The sequence below is a fragment of the Saccharothrix sp. 6-C genome (assembly GCF_016695385.1).
Classification (GTDB): Bacteria; Actinomycetota; Actinomycetes; order Mycobacteriales; family Pseudonocardiaceae; genus Actinosynnema; species Actinosynnema texasense.
This window is the reverse complement of sequence record NZ_CP064192.1, coordinates 3,353,883-3,371,223: the sequence shown is the minus strand read 5'-3', so window position 1 is coordinate 3,371,223 and position 17,341 is coordinate 3,353,883. Positions and strand designations below refer to the sequence as shown.

Annotated in this window: 16 protein-coding genes; 8 read left to right on the top strand and 8 right to left on the bottom strand. The window is 73.4% G+C overall.

The genetic code is table 11. The features are described from left to right. Positions 1-76: 76 nt before the first annotated feature. The 5 genes from IOD16_RS14535 to IOD16_RS14515 all read right to left on the bottom strand — a co-directional run bounded on the left by IOD16_RS14535 (position 77) and on the right by IOD16_RS14515 (position 7,079). Positions 77-1,444: an aminotransferase-like domain-containing protein gene (locus IOD16_RS14535; RefSeq protein WP_328809456.1), complete on the bottom strand. Its 1,368-nt coding sequence runs from the start codon at positions 1,442-1,444 to the stop codon at positions 77-79. Beyond that, entirely contained in the window at positions 1,441-3,123 is a 1,683-nt protein-coding gene (locus IOD16_RS14530) for a condensation domain-containing protein (RefSeq protein WP_201440480.1), read from the bottom strand. Before IOD16_RS14530 ends, IOD16_RS14535 begins: the two co-directional genes overlap by 4 nt. A 3-nt stretch (positions 3,124-3,126) precedes the next feature. Next, complete coding sequence (locus tag IOD16_RS14525) at positions 3,127-4,773, bottom strand: class I adenylate-forming enzyme family protein (RefSeq protein ID WP_201440479.1); 1,647 nt, start codon at positions 4,771-4,773, stop codon at positions 3,127-3,129. A 171-nt stretch (positions 4,774-4,944) separates the two neighbouring features. After that, a complete protein-coding gene (locus IOD16_RS14520) occupies positions 4,945-5,940 on the bottom strand; it encodes a thioesterase domain-containing protein (RefSeq protein WP_123741240.1) in 996 nt (331 codons plus the stop codon). Continuing rightward, positions 5,937-7,079, bottom strand: a complete 1,143-nt coding sequence (locus tag IOD16_RS14515) for a glycosyltransferase (protein WP_201440478.1) — start codon at positions 7,077-7,079, stop codon at positions 5,937-5,939. Before IOD16_RS14515 ends, IOD16_RS14520 begins: the two co-directional genes overlap by 4 nt. Before the next feature lie 117 nt (positions 7,080-7,196). On the opposite strand from IOD16_RS14515, the gene IOD16_RS14510 reads away from it, so the two are divergent. Genes IOD16_RS14510 through IOD16_RS14500 form a run of 3 tightly spaced genes read left to right on the top strand, consistent with a single transcriptional unit; the run spans position 7,197 to position 9,150 of the window. Continuing rightward, entirely contained in the window at positions 7,197-8,066 is an 870-nt protein-coding gene (locus IOD16_RS14510) for a 3-oxoacyl-[acyl-carrier-protein] synthase III C-terminal domain-containing protein (RefSeq protein ID WP_236594980.1), read from the top strand. 26 nt (positions 8,067-8,092) lie between these two features. Beyond that, positions 8,093-8,374, top strand: a complete 282-nt coding sequence (locus tag IOD16_RS14505; RefSeq protein WP_201440477.1) for a phosphopantetheine-binding protein — start codon at positions 8,093-8,095, stop codon at positions 8,372-8,374. Then, positions 8,371-9,150 carry a hypothetical protein gene (locus IOD16_RS14500; protein WP_201440476.1) on the top strand — a complete coding sequence of 260 codons (780 nt, stop codon included), beginning with the start codon at positions 8,371-8,373 and terminating at the stop codon, positions 9,148-9,150. The genes IOD16_RS14505 and IOD16_RS14500 overlap by 4 nt, the downstream gene beginning before the upstream one ends. Positions 9,151-9,188: 38 nt before the next feature. Here IOD16_RS14500 and IOD16_RS14495 read toward each other — a convergent pair whose 3' ends face one another. From IOD16_RS14495 to IOD16_RS14485, 3 genes are read right to left on the bottom strand one after another with little or no spacing between them, the layout of a single operon-like run. Continuing rightward, positions 9,189-10,610, bottom strand: coding sequence for a condensation domain-containing protein (locus tag IOD16_RS14495; protein ID WP_201440475.1), 1,422 nt, complete (start codon positions 10,608-10,610; stop codon positions 9,189-9,191). Next, positions 10,603-11,838, bottom strand: a complete 1,236-nt coding sequence (locus tag IOD16_RS14490; RefSeq protein ID WP_201440474.1) for a beta-ketoacyl-[acyl-carrier-protein] synthase family protein — start codon at positions 11,836-11,838, stop codon at positions 10,603-10,605. The genes IOD16_RS14495 and IOD16_RS14490 overlap by 8 nt, the downstream gene beginning before the upstream one ends. Continuing rightward, the gene (locus tag IOD16_RS14485; protein WP_123747657.1) at positions 11,835-12,095 is read right to left on the bottom strand and encodes an acyl carrier protein; all 261 of its coding nucleotides are present in this window, start codon (positions 12,093-12,095) and stop codon (positions 11,835-11,837) included. Before IOD16_RS14485 ends, IOD16_RS14490 begins: the two co-directional genes overlap by 4 nt. A 126-nt stretch (positions 12,096-12,221) precedes the next feature. On the opposite strand from IOD16_RS14485, the gene IOD16_RS14480 reads away from it, so the two are divergent. Genes IOD16_RS14480 through IOD16_RS14460 form a run of 5 tightly spaced genes read left to right on the top strand, consistent with a single transcriptional unit; the run spans position 12,222 to position 17,341 of the window. Then, positions 12,222-13,667: an AMP-binding protein gene (locus tag IOD16_RS14480; RefSeq protein WP_201440473.1), complete on the top strand. Its 1,446-nt coding sequence runs from the start codon at positions 12,222-12,224 to the stop codon at positions 13,665-13,667. After that, complete coding sequence (locus IOD16_RS14475) at positions 13,658-14,434, top strand: hypothetical protein (protein ID WP_201440472.1); 777 nt, start codon at positions 13,658-13,660, stop codon at positions 14,432-14,434. Before IOD16_RS14480 ends, IOD16_RS14475 begins: the two co-directional genes overlap by 10 nt. Next, positions 14,428-14,937 (top strand): phosphopantetheine-binding protein, encoded by a 510-nt coding sequence (locus IOD16_RS14470; RefSeq protein ID WP_123741232.1) that lies wholly within the window; start codon positions 14,428-14,430, stop codon positions 14,935-14,937. Before IOD16_RS14475 ends, IOD16_RS14470 begins: the two co-directional genes overlap by 7 nt. A 2-nt stretch (positions 14,938-14,939) precedes the next feature. Next, positions 14,940-16,409, top strand: coding sequence for an AMP-binding protein (locus IOD16_RS14465; RefSeq protein WP_201440471.1), 1,470 nt, complete (start codon positions 14,940-14,942; stop codon positions 16,407-16,409). After that, the gene (locus tag IOD16_RS14460; protein ID WP_201440470.1) at positions 16,406-17,341 is read left to right on the top strand and encodes a thioesterase domain-containing protein; all 936 of its coding nucleotides are present in this window, start codon (positions 16,406-16,408) and stop codon (positions 17,339-17,341) included. The genes IOD16_RS14465 and IOD16_RS14460 overlap by 4 nt, the downstream gene beginning before the upstream one ends.

Below are 17,341 nucleotides of genomic sequence, written 5' to 3'. Positions count from 1 at the left end.
CCTGGTCGCGCAATTCTCGAAATATTTACGCAGGAGTTTTCCGTCACGTCCGCCGACGAGCGCATGGAATAGTACGTCACGGTTCACCGCGAGCACTATCGGCCAAGTGGCCGTGGTCGATCGTGCCCGCCGACCGGCCCGACCGGTCATTGATCAATGCGGCCAGCCGGTCGAGGCCGCGATCGATCTGGTCGACGGAAACGGCGCTGCACGACAGGCGCAGCGCCCGAACGGCCGTGACGCCGTCGTAGAAGTGCCCCATCGGCGTCCACAGCACGCCGTAGTCGCGGGCGGAGCGTTCCAGCAGCCGGTCGTCGACCGCGAACGGGACCGTGACCACGACGAAGAACCCGCCGGTCGGCACGGTCCAGGTGACGTCCGAGCCGGGTGGGAAGCGCTCCGCCAGCCCGGTCACGAGGCGCCGCAGGTTCCGGTCGTAGAGCCGCCGTTCGGGTGCGGTCGCGCCGGCGAGGCGGCAGCCGTGCGCCAGCAGCTTGCCGCCGACGACGGCCTGCGCGATCGGCGACGTGTTCACCGTCAGCATGCTCTTGATCTTCGAAAGCTGGTCGGCGAACAGGCCGGTCGTGCCGTCGGCGCCGGATACCCGCTGGTCGGCGACCACGTAGCCGACGCGTGCGCCGGGCAGCACGGACTTGGCGAACGAACCCAGGTAGACGACGCGCCGCGCCGCGTCCAGGGCCTTGAGCGTCGGCACCCGGTCCGCGTCGCCGTGGAACAGCCCGTAGGGGTTGTCCTCGATCAGCAGGACGTCCTCGGCCGCCGCGACCTCCAGCAGCCGCCGCCGGGTCGCCAGGTCCAGGCTCAGGCCGGACGGGTTGGCGAAGTCCGGGACGACGTAGCAGGCTCGCGGCCGGCGGCCGGCGGCGCGCTCCCGGCGGATCACCGCGACCAGGTCCGCCAGGTCGATCCCGTGCTCCCCGGTGCGGACCGGGCGCACGGGCAGGTCGACCAACCGGGCCGCGCCGGTCAGCCCGACGTACGTCGGCGACACCGCGAGCAGCACGTCGCGGTCGTCGGCGCGCAACGCGCGCAAGACGAGGAACATCGCTTCCTGACACCCGGCGGTGACCACGACCGATTCCGGGTCGACCGAGATGTCCTCGTCCAGTCGGAGGTTTTCCGCGACCAGTTCGTGGATGATTCCCTTGGTCCGGCCGTACTGCAATACGGTGCGCCGCACCTGGGCCTCGGTCAGGCGCCGGCCGAGGTGCTCGGAGAAGATGCGCAGATATCGGTGCACGTCCTCCAGTTCGAAGAACTCCTCGCTCGGCCTCCCGGCGGCCAGCGGTATCGCGTCCGGATAGTGGATCGCCACCTCGTTGAGGAAGTTCATCGAGTTCAGGGCGGGATCCTCCAGCGCGCCGAACAGCGTGCCGGTGTCCAGGTCGGCGAGGTCCCCGGCGGTGGCGGGCGTGGTGCTCACCTTCCGTCACCCCCGGTGGAGCGGCGGCGCTCGCGGGTGGCCACGACGGCGCGCAGCAGGTCGTCCAGCTCGTCGTCGGACAACGTCGCCAACCGGGCCGCCTGGTCGGCTTCGGCCTCCCGGGCCGTCCGGGCGGCCTCCAACTCCGCCGACACGAACTCCGCGAGCGCCGCGACGGTCGGCGAGGCGAAGATGAGCGGGAGGGGCAGGGTGACGCCGTAGGTGTCGGCGACGAGCGAGGCGAACCGGACCGCCGCGAGCGATCCCCCGCCCAGGCCGAACAGGTTGTCGCGCACACCGACCCGGCCGGGCCGGCGGAGCAGGTCGGCCCAGGTCTTGGCCATGGCCTGCTCGATCTCACCCCGCGCCGGCACCGGACTCACGTCCACCTCGGGCTCCGCGGCCCCCGCGGCAGCGGACCGCACCGCGCCGTTGGGCGACGGCTCGGCCGGCGATGGCTCGGCCACCGCGGACCACGTGTCCTCGGGAACCGGCACCGGCAGCTCCGACACCGCGCTGTCCGCGGTCGCGTGCTCCAGCACCGCCACCACCGACCGCAGCACCCAGTCGGCGAACCCCTGGTCGGTGCGGTGCTCCAGGGTCAGGGCGCCGTGCTCGTCCACCCGCAAGTCGAGATCGGCGGTGGCCGCGTCGCTCAGGGCGACCCGGCTCCGCACGGTCACACCGGGAAGGTCCAGCGCGGGCGCGGCAGGCGGCGGGAAGGTGAACCGCACCGCGTCGGACAGGCCGACCCCCAGTTCCTCCACGAGCACCCCGAGCGGAACCTCGTCGTGCGACACCGCCTGTGCCGCGGCGTCCCGCACCCGGACGAGCAGCTCGGCGAAGGACGGCTCGCCCGCCAGCGGAACCCGGACCGGGACCACGTCGGCGAACGGACCCGCGATCGGCTCCAGCTCCACCCGGGTGCGGCCGCTCACCGGCGCCCCGACCACGACATCGGGCCGACCCGCGTACCGGGACAGCACCACGGCGTACGCGGCGAGGAACGCCGCGGGCAGGGTCGCGCCGGCCCCCTCCGCCACGGCCGCCAGCCGCCGGACCGCGGTCGGGTCGACCACCGCGGTCAGCGACGCGGCCCGACGCCCGGCCGGGAGCCGCACCGGCGCGGGCGCGTCGCGCAGCACCTCGCGCCAGTGCGCCAGCTGACGTGCCAGCTCCTCACCGCGCAACCGCTCGCGCTGCCACACGGCGTAGTCCCCGTAGTCCATCCACGACGACGGAAGCTCGGACAGGCCTTCGCGGTACACAGTGGACAGATCGGCGAGCAGCATCGCCAACGTGGAGCCGTCGGCCACGACCCGGTGCGCCACCAGCGCGAACAACCACCGGCCCGCACCGACCTCGATCACCGCGGCCCTCGTCAGGGGCTCGCGCGACAGGTCGAACGGCCGCTCGGCCAGCTCCGCGGCGACCGACTCGGCGCGCGCCACGTCGCCGGGCAGCACGACGTGCTCCAGCACCACACGACCCGTCTCCGAGACGACCTGCTCCCCCGAGGCGGTGACGTGCGTCCGGAGCACCGGGTGCCGCGCGACCACGACGTCCACCGCCCGCCGCAGCGCGGCGGGGTCGACCGGACCGTCCAGCCAGGTCGCGTGGGACAGGACCGCGGGCCGGGACAGCGCCCACTCCTGCTCGAACGACAGCGGGTACCGCACGAGCTACCTCCCGTGTGGCGCGTCCGCCAGGACCCGTTGCCGCATGAGGAACTTGCGGACCTTCCCGGTCGGCCCGACGGTCAGCTGCTCGTCGGGCACCACGTCGACCCGCCGCACCGTGCGCGCCACCGCCTCGCCGAGCGCGGCCCGCACCGCCTCGCCCCGGTCCAGCCCCGGATCGGCCCCTTCGTGCAGCACCAGCAGCACGTCGGTCACCGGGGCGCCGTCGTCCTGCTTCGACGCGAGCACCGTGCAGTCGCGCACGTCCGGGCACCGGGCCAGGACGCGCTCCTCGGACAACGCGGTGTAGAGCCACTCGCCGCCGCCGAGGTCGACCGCGTCGTTGGCCCGGTCGAGGTGGTAGTAGTAGCCCTCCTCGTCCCGGTACATCAGGTCGCCGGTGAGGTAGTAGCCGTTGAGGCGGTTGCGGTAGGTGGCGGTCGAGTCGTTCCAGTAGCCGGGCGCGAGCGTCGGCGACTTGAGCCCGCACTGCCCGACCTGGCCGACCGGCACCTCCTCGCCCGTCGTCACGTCCAGCAACGCCACCTCGGCGAACGGGTACGGCTTGCCGACGCACCGGTCGTAGCGGTCGCTGCCGGGCCGGTGGCTGATGGCGAACGCGCTGTGGCCCATCTCGGTCGAGCCGAGCGTGTCGATGAACTTCGAGCCCGGCTCGTCCACCACGCCGTCCGGCGTCCAGACCGGGTGGCTGCCGACCGCGACCAACCGCCGGATGTGCGCCTCGTGCGCGCAGTCACCGGTGCTCGACCAGTTGCGCACCGAGCCCAGGTCGCGCTTCGACAGGTCGAACCGGGCCAGCTCGGCCCACGTGACGGCGAAGCCGAACACGCCGGTCGGCCGCCACCGCTCGATGGCGTCCAGCACCACCTCGCCGCTGCGCTCGAACGGGCCGCCCTGCGCGGACAGGCACAGCAGCTCGTAGCCGTTGCACAGCGCCTGGTTCACCACGATGATCCCGGCCGCGTGCGCGGCGGGCAGCACGGACAGCTCGCGCACCCGACCGTGCGGCCTGGCCTCGGTGAGCCGCACCGCGCGCACGGCGGCGAACAGGCTGTGGTGCGAGTGGACGACCGGCGTCGGCATCCGGGTCGTGCCCGAAGAGTGCGTGATCGCCACCGGGTCGTCGTCGTGGTGGCGGTAGGGCGGCGGCGCCTGGTCGGCGTCGCCGGTGCCGGTCTCCGCCGCGTCACCGAGGACGGGCACGCCGAGTTCGTGGTCCCGCAACGCCGCGTGGTCCGCGTCGAGCAGCACGCCGACGCCGCGCAGCCGGCGGACGAACTCCGCGGCGACCTCGATCGGCATGGCGCCGTTCATCAGCGCCGGGATCGCGCCGAGGTGGTTGAGCGCGAAGAAGTTGAGGAACACGTCGGCCGCCGAGGTGACGAACACGGCGACGGGGTCGCGCCGGCCGATCCCCTTGCGGGCGAACCAGTCCGCCCGTGCCGCGACCCGTTCGGTCAGGTCGCGCAGCGACAGCGGGGTCCACGCGGGGATGCCGTCCACGTCGACGTCGAAGGTCATCCGCGGCGTGTCCGGGTCCGCGCCGTGCTCCACCAGCATGGGCAGCACGTTGCCCGCGCCGACCCGCATGTCCTGCGCCAACGCGGTGCGCAGGTTCGCCCCGCTCATGAGACCTCCCGGTTGCGGAGAACGGTGGACCGCCGAACTGTCGCCACCGGGGCGGGTTCGCGCATCGGCGGCAGTGCGGGTTCGGGCGGCGTGCGGTGTCCCGTCGACTGCTACGCCGACCGCAGGTCTCGTGAACCGGACGAAGGGCGGACGCGGACTCCTACGCAGAGACTAGGTTCGCGGTTCCCCGGTGGCAATGAAGCTTTCGAGTGCGCCTGCGGTCGGTTCGGGCGACTTCGGGTTCGTCCCGGGCACGCGCGGGCCGCCCAGGCGGGCGGAGATCGCGGCCCCGATCCGGGCGACCGGCGCGGGCAGCAACATGTGCTCGTGCAGGCAGTCCACCTCCACCACGTCCACCGGTGTGCTCACGTGATCGTCCCATGAGGCCACCTTCGACTCGGTGCTCCGCTCGTCCTCGGTGGCGGAGAGGAACAGCACCGGGCCGCGCACCCGACCGGGGACGTGGCGTTGTGCCGCCGCGAGGTTGTTCCTGATCACGTGCGGCAGGGCGAGCAGTTGCCGGTCCGGCCACTCGTGCAGGCCCAACCCCGGCCGGCCGCGGACGACCTCCAGCATCCGGCGCACCGGGTCGGGGTCGTCCGGCTCGACCACCGGCTGGTAGCCGAGCTCGCGGAGCACGAAGTCGCACACCAGCCACAGGTTGTCGTCGGCCACGCTGAGGCTGTTCGGCAGGCCGGGCACCGTGTCGCCGATGACGAGCAGGCCCACTTCGTGGCCGCGCCGCTCCAGCTCCTCGGCGATCGCGTGCGCCGTGTTGCCACCGATCGACCAGCCGAACAGGTGGTACGGGCCGTGCGGCTGGGTGAGCCTGATCTGGTCGGCGAAGTCCCGAGCCGCCTCGGCCAGGTCGACCGGCAGCGGTTCGGGCCTGCGCAGCCCGCGCAGCTGGAGGCCGTGCACCGGGTGCTCGGGCGCGAGGTGCGGCAGCAGCGCCAGGTAGCACCAGCTCGCGCCGACCAGCGGCGGCGCGCAGAACAGCGCGGGGCCGGCGCCGCCCTCGCGCAGCGGCAGCACCAGGTCCAGGACGCCACCCGCGCGGCGGATGTCGGCCCGCCGCTGCCTGGCCCACGCGAACTCCTCGGCCGCCGGCAGCGCCTTCACCCCGGACCCGTCCACCGGACCGTCCTCCCGCTCGCGTGTGGTCACGTGCCGGACGCCAACTCGACCAGGTGGGCGGCGGCCGTCGCCGCTCCCCCGGCGGCGGCGAACTCCGCGCCGATCCGCCGGGCGTGGCGCCGGTGGTCCGGCCCGTCGAGCACCGCCCGCAGCGCGGCGTCCAGCTCGGCCACCGTGACGTCGAGGACCGACACCTCGATGCCCGCGCCCGACCGGGCGACCTGCCGCGCCAGCGCCACCTGCTCGGCCCGCACCGGCGCGACGACCATCGGGACCCCGAAGGTGAGCGCTTCGTTGACGGCGCCGCCGGCGTGGCACACCACGGCGTCCAGCTTCGGCATCAGGTCGAGCATCGGCACCAGCTCGGCGGTGATGGCGTTGGCCGGGAAGGACTCCGCGGCCACGCCGGAGGTCACGAAGATCGCCTGCACGTCGTCCGCCATGGGTGCGAGCACCGCCGCCGCCCGGTCGTAGAAGTCGCCGATCATGTGGCCGACCAGCGTGCCGACCGTGACCAGCACGTGCCTGCGGTCCGGATCCCAGAGGTGCCAGGGGAAGTCGGGCGCGTTCGGCCTGGCACCCAGCGCCGCGCCGGTGAGCACGCAGCGGTCCGGCAGCGCGGCGTCGCCCACCAGCCCGGGCGTCATCAGGGCGATCACCAGGTGCGGCGAGAACCGGGGGTCGATCGGTTCGTCGGACAGGCCCGCCATCGCCACCGCCTGCGCCATCTTGTCCGCCAGGTAGTCCTCGAACCCGACGAGGTCGGGCGGCGGGGTCAGCTCCAGCGTGCCGGTGCACAGGGTCGCCCACGGCACGCCGTGCCGGTGCGCCACCAACGCGCCGGCCAGCGCGTACTGCTCGGTGACCACGACGTCCGGCCGGTGCTCCAGCACCGCCTCGTCGACGGGGCCGAGGGTGAAGCGGGTGAACGGGATCAGGTAGCCGTCCCACATCGCCCGCACACCGGCCATGCCCGTCTCGTCGTAGCGGCGGTAGGCGCGAGCGCCGGTGGCGTGCACCGTCGCATCCGGACCGACCAGCGGGCGCAGCACGTCCTCCGGGCCGCACCAGACGACTTCGTGACCCGCGCGGGCGAGTTCCTGCCCGATCGCGAGCATGGGGTAGAGGTGGCCTTGCAGCGGCAGCACGACCAGCAGAAACCGCGACACCGCAACATCGTGGCACACATTGACGTTCCCCGGAACGACGTGGTGGGATCCCGAAGTGTGACCGCTCTCGACGCGGTGTCGGTGTACACACCGGCTTTTCGCGTCCCCATCGAGGACTTGGCCGAACCGCTCGGCCTGACCGACATCCAGGTCAGGCTCTTCCGGCGGTTCCACGGGCTCGACCAGGTCCGGTTCGACCCGGACCGGTCGTCCGCCGAGCTGTTGCGCGCCGCCGCCGAGGGGCTCGCCGAGCTGCGCGGTCAGGAGCACCGGGTCCGGTACGTCGTCCACGGCCGGGCGATGCCGGTCGTCGTGCCGTACCCGCACAACCCGCTGCACGACGTCTGCCGCCGGCTGGGGCTCGGTCACGCGCTGGCTTTCACCGTCACGCAGCAGAGTTGCGCGAGCGGGCTGCTCGCGGTCGACCTGGCGGGCCGGCTGCTCGCCGGCGACCCGGACGACGACGCGCTGGCGCTGGTGCTGACCGGTGAGAAGGCGTTCACCCGGCACGCGCGGCTGCTGCCGGGCACGTCGCTGTTCGGCGAGGGCGCGTCCGCGTGCCTGGTGAGCGCCAACGGGCGGCGCGACCGGATGCTGTCGTTCGTGTGCGCGCAACGCGGCGAGTTCGACGGCGAGTTCGGCGACCGGGAGGACGAGTTCCAGCGCCAGTACCGCCCGTCGCTGGCCGAGGTGATCAACCGGGCGGTCGCCGACGCCGGGCTCGTCCTGGACGACATCCGGCTGGTCCTGCCGCACAACGTGAACGTCGTGACCTGGCAGCGCCTGTGCACGCTGATGGACTTCCCGGTGCGGCGCGTGCTGCTGTCGAACGTGCCCGACAACGGTCACCTGTTCTGCACCGACGCGTTCGCCAACTACCGGACCGCCCGGGAGCGCGACCTGCTCCGCGAGGGCGACCACTACCTCGTCGCGACCGTCGGCGCCGGAGCCGGGGCGACGTTCTCCGCGATGGTGTTCCAGCACTGACACCCCGTCCCACCCAGGAGGCCGACATGACCGCACCCGACGCCCAGCTCGACGTCGCCTTGCGAGACCGCGTGGTCCAGGCCATGACGACCGTGCTCAAGCGGCTGGTCGAGCGCGAGGAACCGATCACCGAGGACATGCACATGGCCGACGAGCTGGGGGTCAGCTCGTCGCTGGGGCTGGAGCTGCTGCTGGAGGTGGAGGAGCAGCTCGGCATCCAGATCGACGTGGAGCGGATGCGCCCGGACGAGCTGCTGACCGTCGGCGAGCTGGCCACGTTCATCGCCGGCCACAGCCGGCCCTGGTGATGCGCCTGGTCCGCGCCGGGCGCAGGCGCTTCACCGGTGACGCCGCCGTCCTCGCCGACGACGACCACCGCGCGCAGGTGACCGACTACTTCGCGGACCTGGTCCGGCCCTTCGGCGCCGGACCCGTCACCGGCCTGTCCGGCCAGTCCTACGGCGAGATGGCGAAGGCGTTGGTGGCGGAGGTCGTGCCCGCGGCGGAGCCGGTCGACCTGCTGGTGCTGGCGTTCTCGATCCACGACGTGTGGCCGGGCCGGGCGACCGCGACCTACCTCAGCCACGTCTGCCCCGGCACGCCGATGTCGTTCGCCGTCTGCGACCAGGGCAGCGCGTCGCCGTTCACCGGTCTGCGCGTCATCGGCGACTACGGCGTGCGGCGGGCGTTGCTGGTCGTGGTCGAACAGGCCGCGCTGCCCTACGAGTCGGCGGCGGCGACACCGTCGGCGCACCAGGGCGTGGCCATGCTCTACGAGCGGGGACCCGGCACCCGGGTGACCGAGGTCCGCCAGCACCCCGGCGTGGAGCCCGACGCCGTGCCCGAGCTGGCCCGCCGCGGGGTGGCCGAGCTGTCGGCCGGTCACCCCGGCGCGCGGGTCGTGCTCAGCGACTCGCTCGCCGCGGTGTGGCCGGACGGTCCCGACCACACCCGGGCGCCGGGCGGGCAGCCCACCACGGGGGTGTGGTGGCACCTGGCCGGTGCGGGCGGGGGCACGGTGCTGGTCGGCGACTACGACCGGGAGCTGCGCTACCTCTGCTTCGCCGCGGTGACGGCCGGGTAGTCCTCAGTGGACGGGTGGGAGCGGGCCCGGCTCCGGCGTCACCGGGGCCCGGCGGTGGTCTCGGCCGGCTCGCGCCGCGTCCCGGTCGGCACGTCCGCGCGGAACGCGGCCTCGATGGCCAGCTCCTCCACCAGGCGCAGCATCGCTTCCACCTGCTCGGCCGGGAAGATCTCGGTGTCGCTGACCACCTGGAGGTACACGGTGTCCGAGTGGTCCTCGATGTTGACGAACAGCTGGTCGGTCCACCGGTAGACGAACTTGTGCCACTTGAGGTACGTCTCGGGCAGCCTGGCCCTGATCTCGTCCTCGGTGAGGGGCGCGGCGTCCGCCACCGCGTCGGCACGGGTCCTGGTGCTGAACCGCCGGTCGTTGATCCGGCACGTGATCCGGGCCGGGTAGCCGCGTTCGGCGTCCAGGCGCGCGGCCAGCTCCGCCAACTGGTCGGGGTCGTAGTAGGAGTTCATCAGGGCCGCGGTCGTGGCCCGGCGCGCCTGCGCGATCACGTCGTCGACCGTGCCGTCGAGGTCGAGGGTGAGCACGGCGTTCTGCACCACCGAGCCGATGACGTCGGCCAGCCCGGGGCGGTACCGGTTGCCCGCGGCCACGTGCAGGGTCAGCGGGTTGACGCCGGTGGTCCGGGCGATCGCCGCGGCGATCACCGCGAGCAGCACCCGTCCGGTGTCCGTGCGGGTCCGCCGGGCGATCTCGACCACGGCCAGGTAGGCGGCCCGCGACTCGAACCGCACGTTCCGGCACCGCCGTCCCGCTTCGTAGTCCGGCGCGCCCGACTCGCCGAACGTCAGCGGCGGCAGGGAGCGGAGGTGCCCCTCCCAGTAGCGCATGGCCCGGTCGCTGACCCGCCGCAGCTCCGGCGTCGCCTCCCGACGGGCGAGGTCGGCGAGCCGCACCGCGTCCGGGTCCACCGGGCGGCCGACCAGCTCGCCGAGGTCGAGGTCGGTCATGAGCAGCAGCCCGCCCACACCGTCGACGACCAGGTGGCCGAGGGTGAGCACCAGGTACACGGCTTCGCCCCGGTACTGCATCACGCCCATGCGCAGGGGCCACGGGGTGTGCTCCGCCAGCGGAGCCGCCATCCACTTGAGCCACAGCCTGTTGCCGTGGTCGACGGCGTCGGTTCGGTCGAGGTGGTCGGCGAAGGTCATGACCTCCAGGTCGATCTCCCCGGACCCGTGCACGACCTGGCACGGCTTGCCGTCGTCGTCGGTGCCCAGCCGCGTCCTCAACGCGGGGTGCTTGCCCATGAGCCTGCTCAGGCGTTCGGCGACGTCGGCGACGGTGAGGCCGGCCGGCAGGTGGTGCGCGCCGCTGATGTTGTAGCTCCAGTCGCTGTTGCGCATGTCCTGGAGGATGGTCTTCTGCCCCCAGCTCAGCGGTGCGGTCCCCGCTCCGGGACCGGAGAACGGCACGGTGACCCGGTCTTGGACGATCCGCTCACCCATCGGCACTCCCGAAGATCACGCTCACGTTGTGACCGCCGAAGCCGAACGAGTTGGACATGACCACGTCGACCCGGGCCGACAGCGGCTCGCCGAGGACGTGGTTGAGGTCGCAGGCCGGGTCGGGGTCGTCCAGGTTGCGGGTCGGTGGGATCAGGCCCTCGCGCATGGCCGCGATGCCGATCGCCGCCTCGACCACACCGGACGCGCCGAGCATGTGCCCGGTGACGCCCTTGGTCGAGCTGACCGGTGGCATGGCGTCGCCGTACACGCCGCGGATCGCCGCCGTCTCGGCCGCGTCGCCCGCCTTCGTGCCGGTGCCGTGCGCGTTGAGGTAGTCGATGTCGCCTGTGGACAGTCCGGCATCCCGAAGTGCGATCCGCATGCTCTGCGCCGCGCTGGAGCCGTCGGGCCGGGGCGTGGTCGGGTGGTGCGCGTCGCTCGTCGCACCCCAGCCGAGCACCTCGGCGCGCACCGCCGCGCCGCGGGCCCGCGCGAAGTCGGGTCGCTCCAGCACGAGCACGCCGGCGCCCTCGCCGAGCACGAAACCGTTGCGGCCACGGTCGAACGGGCGGCTCGCGGTGGTCGGGTCGGACCGGCCGCGGGCGAGGGCGAGGGCGTTGCCGAACGCGTCGGCGAACGTCGGGAACAGCGGCGCCTCGGTGCACCCGCACACCACCACGTCCGCTTCGCCCGACCGGAGGAGGCGCATGGCCTCGCCGATGGACTGGCCGCCGGCGGCGCACGCCGTGCCGGAGGAGGACGTGTAGCCGCGGATGCCGAACTTGATGGAGACCCGGGCCGCCGCCATGTTCGGCAGCACGCCGGGCAGCAGGAACGGGCTCACGCCCAGGCGCCCGCGCCGTGACCGCTCGACCGCCTGGTCCGCGAGCGTGCCGAGGCCACCGACCCCGGAGAGCACGACGGCGACGCGGTAGGGGTCGACGTCCCGGCCGACCTCGATCCCGGCGTCGGCCAGGGCGTCGCCCGCGGCCCGCACGGCCATCACGATCGAGCGGTCGACCACTCGGGCGTCTTTGGGTGGAACAACGCTTTCCGGGTCGATGAACGGCCCGATCGCGGCCGCGTCGAGCACGCCGTGCAGCGGGTGGTCCTCCGGGGGGCGCACGATCCCGGACCGACCGGCGCAGACCGCGGCGAAGACCTCGTCGACCGCGGTGCCGACCGGGCTGACCAGCCCGATCCCGGTCACGGCAGCGCTCGTGCTCACGTCGCCGTTGCGGTCTGCGCGCGTCGGGCCACCTCGGCGCAGAACTCGCCGACCGTCATGGCGGCGAACCGCTCGGCCTCGTCCTCGTCGAACCGGACGCCGAAGTGGTCCTCCACTCGCAGGGAGAGCTCGGCCAGGGCGAGCGATTCGAGGTCGGCGCCCGCCGGGCCCAGCACCGTGTCGTCGTCCATGTCGGCGGTGCTGTACTTCATGACCGTCAACGAGTCGAAAAGGAACTGGCGGATCTCAGAATTCATGACGGCACTTCCGCTCTCCGGGAGGTCAACGGGAATCTGCACCACCGGGGTCGAGGCCGTCAAGCGCGATCCCGTACCGAATACGGACTATGGACCGCGGTCCGCAACGGCCGCAGAATGTGCGCCATGCCCTCGGCGATGCTCGACCTCGTGACGCACGAAGAGGCGCCGCCGCGGTCCCCTGCCGTCCACCTCCTCGGCGGGCGGACGTTGTCCTACGGCGAGCTGGCCGAGCTGGTCCGCGAGGTCGAGCGGTCCCTGCGCCACGACACCAAGGCGTTGGTGCTGTGCGCGGGAGACCGCGACCTGCCCACCCTGCTCGCCTACCTGGCCGCGCTGCGGCTCGGCCACGCGGTCGCGTTCCTGCCCGCCTCGGCCGGGATCCTCGCGGCGTACCAACCGGAGTTCGTCGTGCCGGGGCCGGCCGGCGGAGCGGAGCCGGCCGATCTCGGCTACCTGCCCGACGAACAGGTGGGACCTTCGCACGTCTTCCGCAGGCGTTCGACGGGACCGGCGGGTGACATCTTCCCGGACACCGCACTGCTGCTGTCGACGTCCGGGACGACGGGGAGCCCCAAAGCGGTGCGGCTGTCGTACGACGGCGTGGCCGACAACTCCGATGCCATCGCCCGCGCATTGCACATCACCGCCGCGGAACGCGCGCCGACCACCCTTCCCATCACGCATGCCTATGGCTTATCGGTGCTCAACAGCCACCTGCGGTCCGGCGCCGGCATCGTGCTGAGCGACCGGACGCCGCTCTCGCTGGCCATGTGGGACCACCTGACCAGGGCGGGGGCCACGTCGTTCGCCGCCGTGCCGACGACCTACGCGGCGTTCGGCCCAGCGCACCTGAACCTGTTGGAACGCTCGGAGATCCGCACGATGACCCAGTCGGGCGCACGGCTCGGCGACGAACTGACGATGCGGCTGGTGCGGATGATGCAGCGGCGGCAGGGCCGGTTCTTCCCCATGTACGGGCAGACCGAGGCCACCTCGCGGATCACGTGCCTGGACCCGGCGGCCCTGCCGGACCGCCTCGGCTCGGTCGGGAAGGCCGTGGCCGGCGGCGTCATCACCATCGCGCCGGCCGAGGCGCACGACCGGGCCGCACCCGGCGAGGGCGCCGTGCACTACCGCGGTCCCGGGGTGATGCTCGGCTACGCGACCGGTCGCGACGACCTCGCCCGAGGCCCCGAGGTGGACGTCCTGGACACGGGCGACCTCGGCTACCTGCGCGACGGCTACCTCTACCTGACCGGGCGCACCAAGCGGATCGTGAAGGTGCTCGGCGTCCGCACGAGCCTGGACGACCTGGAGCGCGTGGTCGAGCGGTCCGACCACCCGTCCGCCGTGGTCCGCGGCGACGACGACGTGGTGTACCTGTTCGGGGCGGGCGACCCGGACGTGCACGAGCAGCAGCGGCGGCGGGTGGCAGAGTTGCTGGGGGTGCCGAGCCGGCACGTGGCGGTCCGCCACGTCGACCGCCTGCCCCAGACGCCCGGCGGCAAGGTCGACTACCGGGCGCTGGCGGCGGCCGTGGACACCCAGGAGGTCCGGCCGTGGAACTGACGCACTGGCGGCAGCTGTCCGATCGCGGACCGGACCTCGTGTTGTGCCTCGACTTCCCCGGTGGGCGGGCCGCGGCGGGGTTCGGGGACCTGGCGTCCGGCGTCCCGGCGGACGCCTGCTTCCTGCACCTGGCCGAACCGGGTCCGGGGCCGCTCGACGCGTGCGTCGACCGGTGGGTGGCCGACGCGGCGGCGACCGGCCGCCCGGTGCGCGCGGTGCTGGGGTACTGCGCCGGGGCGTCGCTCGCCACGTGCGTCGCCGACGCCGTCGCCGAGTCCGCACCCGCGCCGGTGACCGTGCTCTTCGACGCCGCGGCGACCACGGCCGGTTCGCTGGGCCACCAGTTCACGTCCACCCTCGAGACCTCCTCGGACCACCTGACCGCCGAGGAGCTCGACGACGCGCGCGCCCTGGCCGACGGGCTGGTCGAGGCGCACCCGGACGACCTGCCCCGCATCGCCTCGGCCCTGGTCGACCGGTACGACGCGCTGATGGGCGAGGTCGCCGCCCGGCTGTCGCTCAACCAGTTCTTCCGGCAGCAGCTCACCGCCGGGTTCACCGCCTACGCGGACTACATGCTGCTGGCGGCCCAGGGCCGGTTCGACACGCGCTCCGGGACGCCCTTGTTCGTGTCCTCGAAGGACCACGAGCCGCCCGTGGACGACGTCCGGCGCCTGGTGCTCGACTTCGACCACGCCGACCTGCTGCGCGAGTCCGCGGTGCACGACCTCGTCGCCGAACTGCTGAGAGGAGAACGTCCATGGTGACCGTGGCCGAGATAGCCGCCGTCCTGTCCGCGCACCCCGGGGTGAGCCGCGCCGGCGCCGCCGTCGTGCGCCACGACGGGCGTGAGGTCACCGTCGCGGCCGTCGAGCTGACCGAGTACCTGAGCGGGCCGGTGCTGCGCAACCACGTGCGGCAGCAGCTCGGCGAGGACTGCGGGCTCAACGGCGTGCTCGTCGTGGACCGGCTCCCGGTGGCGGACGGCGAGGTGGACGCCGAGCAGCTGGCGGCGGCCGTCGCCGACGGCAGGTGCACCCTCTTCGAGGACCCGCGCGACGACGTCGAGCGCCGGGTGGCGGAGATCTGGTCGGCGCAGATGGACGTCCGGCCGGTCGGCGCGACCGACGACTTCCTGGAGCTGGGCGGCGACTCGCTGTCCGCGCTCGGCATCATCGCCGCGCTCGAAGCGGAGTTCGACCGGCCACTGGACGTCTTCGAGTTCATGAGCGCGTCCAGCGTCCGGCGGCTGGCCGAGATCCTGCGGTAGCGATGCCCCTCACCGTGCACCGGCGCATCGCCGACATCGCCCGCGCCGAACCAGGTCGGACCGCCCTGATCGGGTTCGACGCCGACCTGGCCGAGCAGACCCTGTCGTGGGGGGAGCTCGCCGAGTCGGTGGACGGCGCGGTGGCCGCGCTGCGGGCCGCGCTCGACCCGGACGTGCCGTCGTGCGTCGTCGTGGAGGCGACCAACACCCTGGCCGCGGCGACCGGCATCGCCGCGGCGCTCGCGGCCGAGGTGCCCGTCTTCCCGCTGAACCCGGCCACCCCCGCGGCCGAGCGGGACGTCCTGTTCGGACTGCTCGGCCGCCGGTACGGGCACGTGCGCCTGATGGACGCCGGGAACCGGCCGGGGCCCGCGATCGCGTCGGCCGCGCCGCCGTCGGGCCCGGGCGGCGCGGCGGCCTACCTGCTGGCGACCGGCGCCAGCACGGGCGTGCCGAAGGTCTCGGCGCGGCCGGGGCCGCTGCGCTACGACCCCGCGCGGACGCCGTCGCTGGTGATCAGGCAGACCGGTTGGCGGACCGGCCAGCGGCAGCTCATCGTGGGTCCGCTGTACCACGCGGCGCCGTTCACCGCGTTCGTGGACGCGCTGCTGGACCAGAACACCGTGGTGCTGCAACCGTTCTTCGCCGCGCAGTGGACCGTCGACCTGGTGCGGCGGCAGCGCATCGAGTGGGTGCAGCTGACCCCGACGCACATGCGCGAGATCCTGATGCTCGCCGACGCGGACCCGGCGGCCTTCGACAGCCTGCGCGCCCTCCTGCACACCGCGGCCTCCTGCGACGCGGACACCAAGCGCGGGTGGATCGACCTCCTCGGCCCCGAGCGGGTCTTCGAGCTGTACGGCGCGACCGAGGGCATCGGCGTGACCCTGGCCCGGGGCGACGAGTGGCTGGCCCGGCCGGGCACCGTCGGGCGAGGCGTCCTGACCCAGCTCCGCGTCCTGGACGACGACGGCGCGCCGGTCGCGCCGGGCGAGGCCGGCACCGTGTTCATGCGCACTCCCCAGCGGGTGGGCCGGTCGGACTACCTCAACGACCAGGTCGTCCGCACCACCCCCGACGGGTTCGCCACGGTGGGCGACCGCGGCAGGCTCGACCGCGACGGCTACCTCTACCTCGAACCCCGCGACCACGGCACGATCAACGTGGGCGGCGAGAAGGTCGACCCGACCGAGGTCGAGGCCGCGTTGCTGGCCCACCCGGCGGTGGTCGACGCCGTGGCGCTGGCCGTGCCGCACCAGACCCTCGGGTCGGTGGTCGGCGTGCAGGTGGTGCTGCGGCCCGAGGTGAGCGTCCGCAAGGCCGACCTCGCCGCGCACTGCGGCCGGCGACTGGCCGGCTACAAGATCCCGAAGCACTTCGCGTTCGTCGACCGACTCCCCCGCTCCGCGGCCGGGAAGATCCAACGCTGGCGGCTCGCCGCCGATCACGAAGGCGGTGCACCCACACCATGAACCCGACCGTGGACGACGTGCTCGACACCGGCTACCGGCACCCCCGCGACCCGGTGGAGCTGTGGCTGGCGCGGCAGTGGCAGGAGGTCATCGGGTTCGCCGTCGGCATCCGGGAGAACTTCTTCGAGCTGGGCGGCAACTCCCTGGACGCGGCCAGGGTCGTCAACGCCGTCCTCGAGGAGCTGGGCGTCCAGCTGCCCCTGAACGTGATGACCGAGCACCCCACCGTGGAGAGCCTCGCCGCCCGGCTGCGCGAGCACAACGCCCGGCTGTCCGACCCGCTGGTCCTGATCCAGCGCGGTGACGGCGCCGCTCCCCCGCTGTTCCTGGTCCACCCGGCCAACGGGCAGGTCGGCCCGTACGCCGGGCTCGCCCAGGAGCTGGGCGAGGACTTCACCGTGTTCGGGCTCCAGGCCGTCGGGCTCTACGCCGACGTCGACCCGGTCGCGTCGGTGCGGGACATGGCGCGCACCTACGTCGAAGCCGTCCGCGCGGCGTGGCCGACCGGCCCCTACCTGCTCGGCGGCTGCGCCACCGGCGCGTCGATCGCCCACGAGATGGCCGCGCGGCTCACCGAGGACGGCGCCGAGGTGCGGCTGCTCGCCCTGGTCGACGCCGGGCTGCTGGACCTCGGCCCCCGGTTCGACCAGCCGCCCGGTGACCTGGACGCGGTCCTGGACCGGTGGAAGGAGCTCGACCTCGTGCCGCCGGACGCGACCCCCGAGTTCGCCAGGCGCTCGGCGCGCGTGTGGCAGGCGAACGAGGACGCAGTCCGCGACTGGGAACCCCGGCCGTACCCCGGCCCGGTCGACGTCTTCCTCAGCCCTTCGGGCGACCGGCCGGTGTTCGCGGACTGGCCGTCGGCGGTGACGCGCGAGCACACCCCGCAGGACGGGGACGTGGCCGGTCCGCTGCGCGGGCTGGTCGGCTGA

What these genes read in the sequence shown, in the direction of transcription:
- IOD16_RS14470 (WP_123741232.1), top strand. Translation starts at nt 14,428, where the DNA reads ATGGTGACCGTGGCCGAGATAGCCGCCGTCCTGTCCGCGCACCCCGGG.
- IOD16_RS14480 (WP_201440473.1), top strand. Translation starts at nt 12,222, where the DNA reads ATGCCCTCGGCGATGCTCGACCTCGTGACGCACGAAGAGGCGCCGCCG.
- IOD16_RS14495 (WP_201440475.1), bottom strand. Translation starts at nt 10,610, where the DNA reads ATGGGTGAGCGGATCGTCCAAGACCGGGTCACCGTGCCGTTCTCCGGT.
- IOD16_RS14525 (WP_201440479.1), bottom strand. Translation starts at nt 4,773, where the DNA reads ATGAGCGGGGCGAACCTGCGCACCGCGTTGGCGCAGGACATGCGGGTC.
- IOD16_RS14465 (WP_201440471.1), top strand. Translation starts at nt 14,940, where the DNA reads ATGCCCCTCACCGTGCACCGGCGCATCGCCGACATCGCCCGCGCCGAA.
- IOD16_RS14485 (WP_123747657.1), bottom strand. Translation starts at nt 12,095, where the DNA reads ATGAATTCTGAGATCCGCCAGTTCCTTTTCGACTCGTTGACGGTCATG.
- IOD16_RS14505 (WP_201440477.1), top strand. Translation starts at nt 8,093, where the DNA reads ATGACCGCACCCGACGCCCAGCTCGACGTCGCCTTGCGAGACCGCGTG.
- IOD16_RS14460 (WP_201440470.1), top strand. Translation starts at nt 16,406, where the DNA reads ATGAACCCGACCGTGGACGACGTGCTCGACACCGGCTACCGGCACCCC.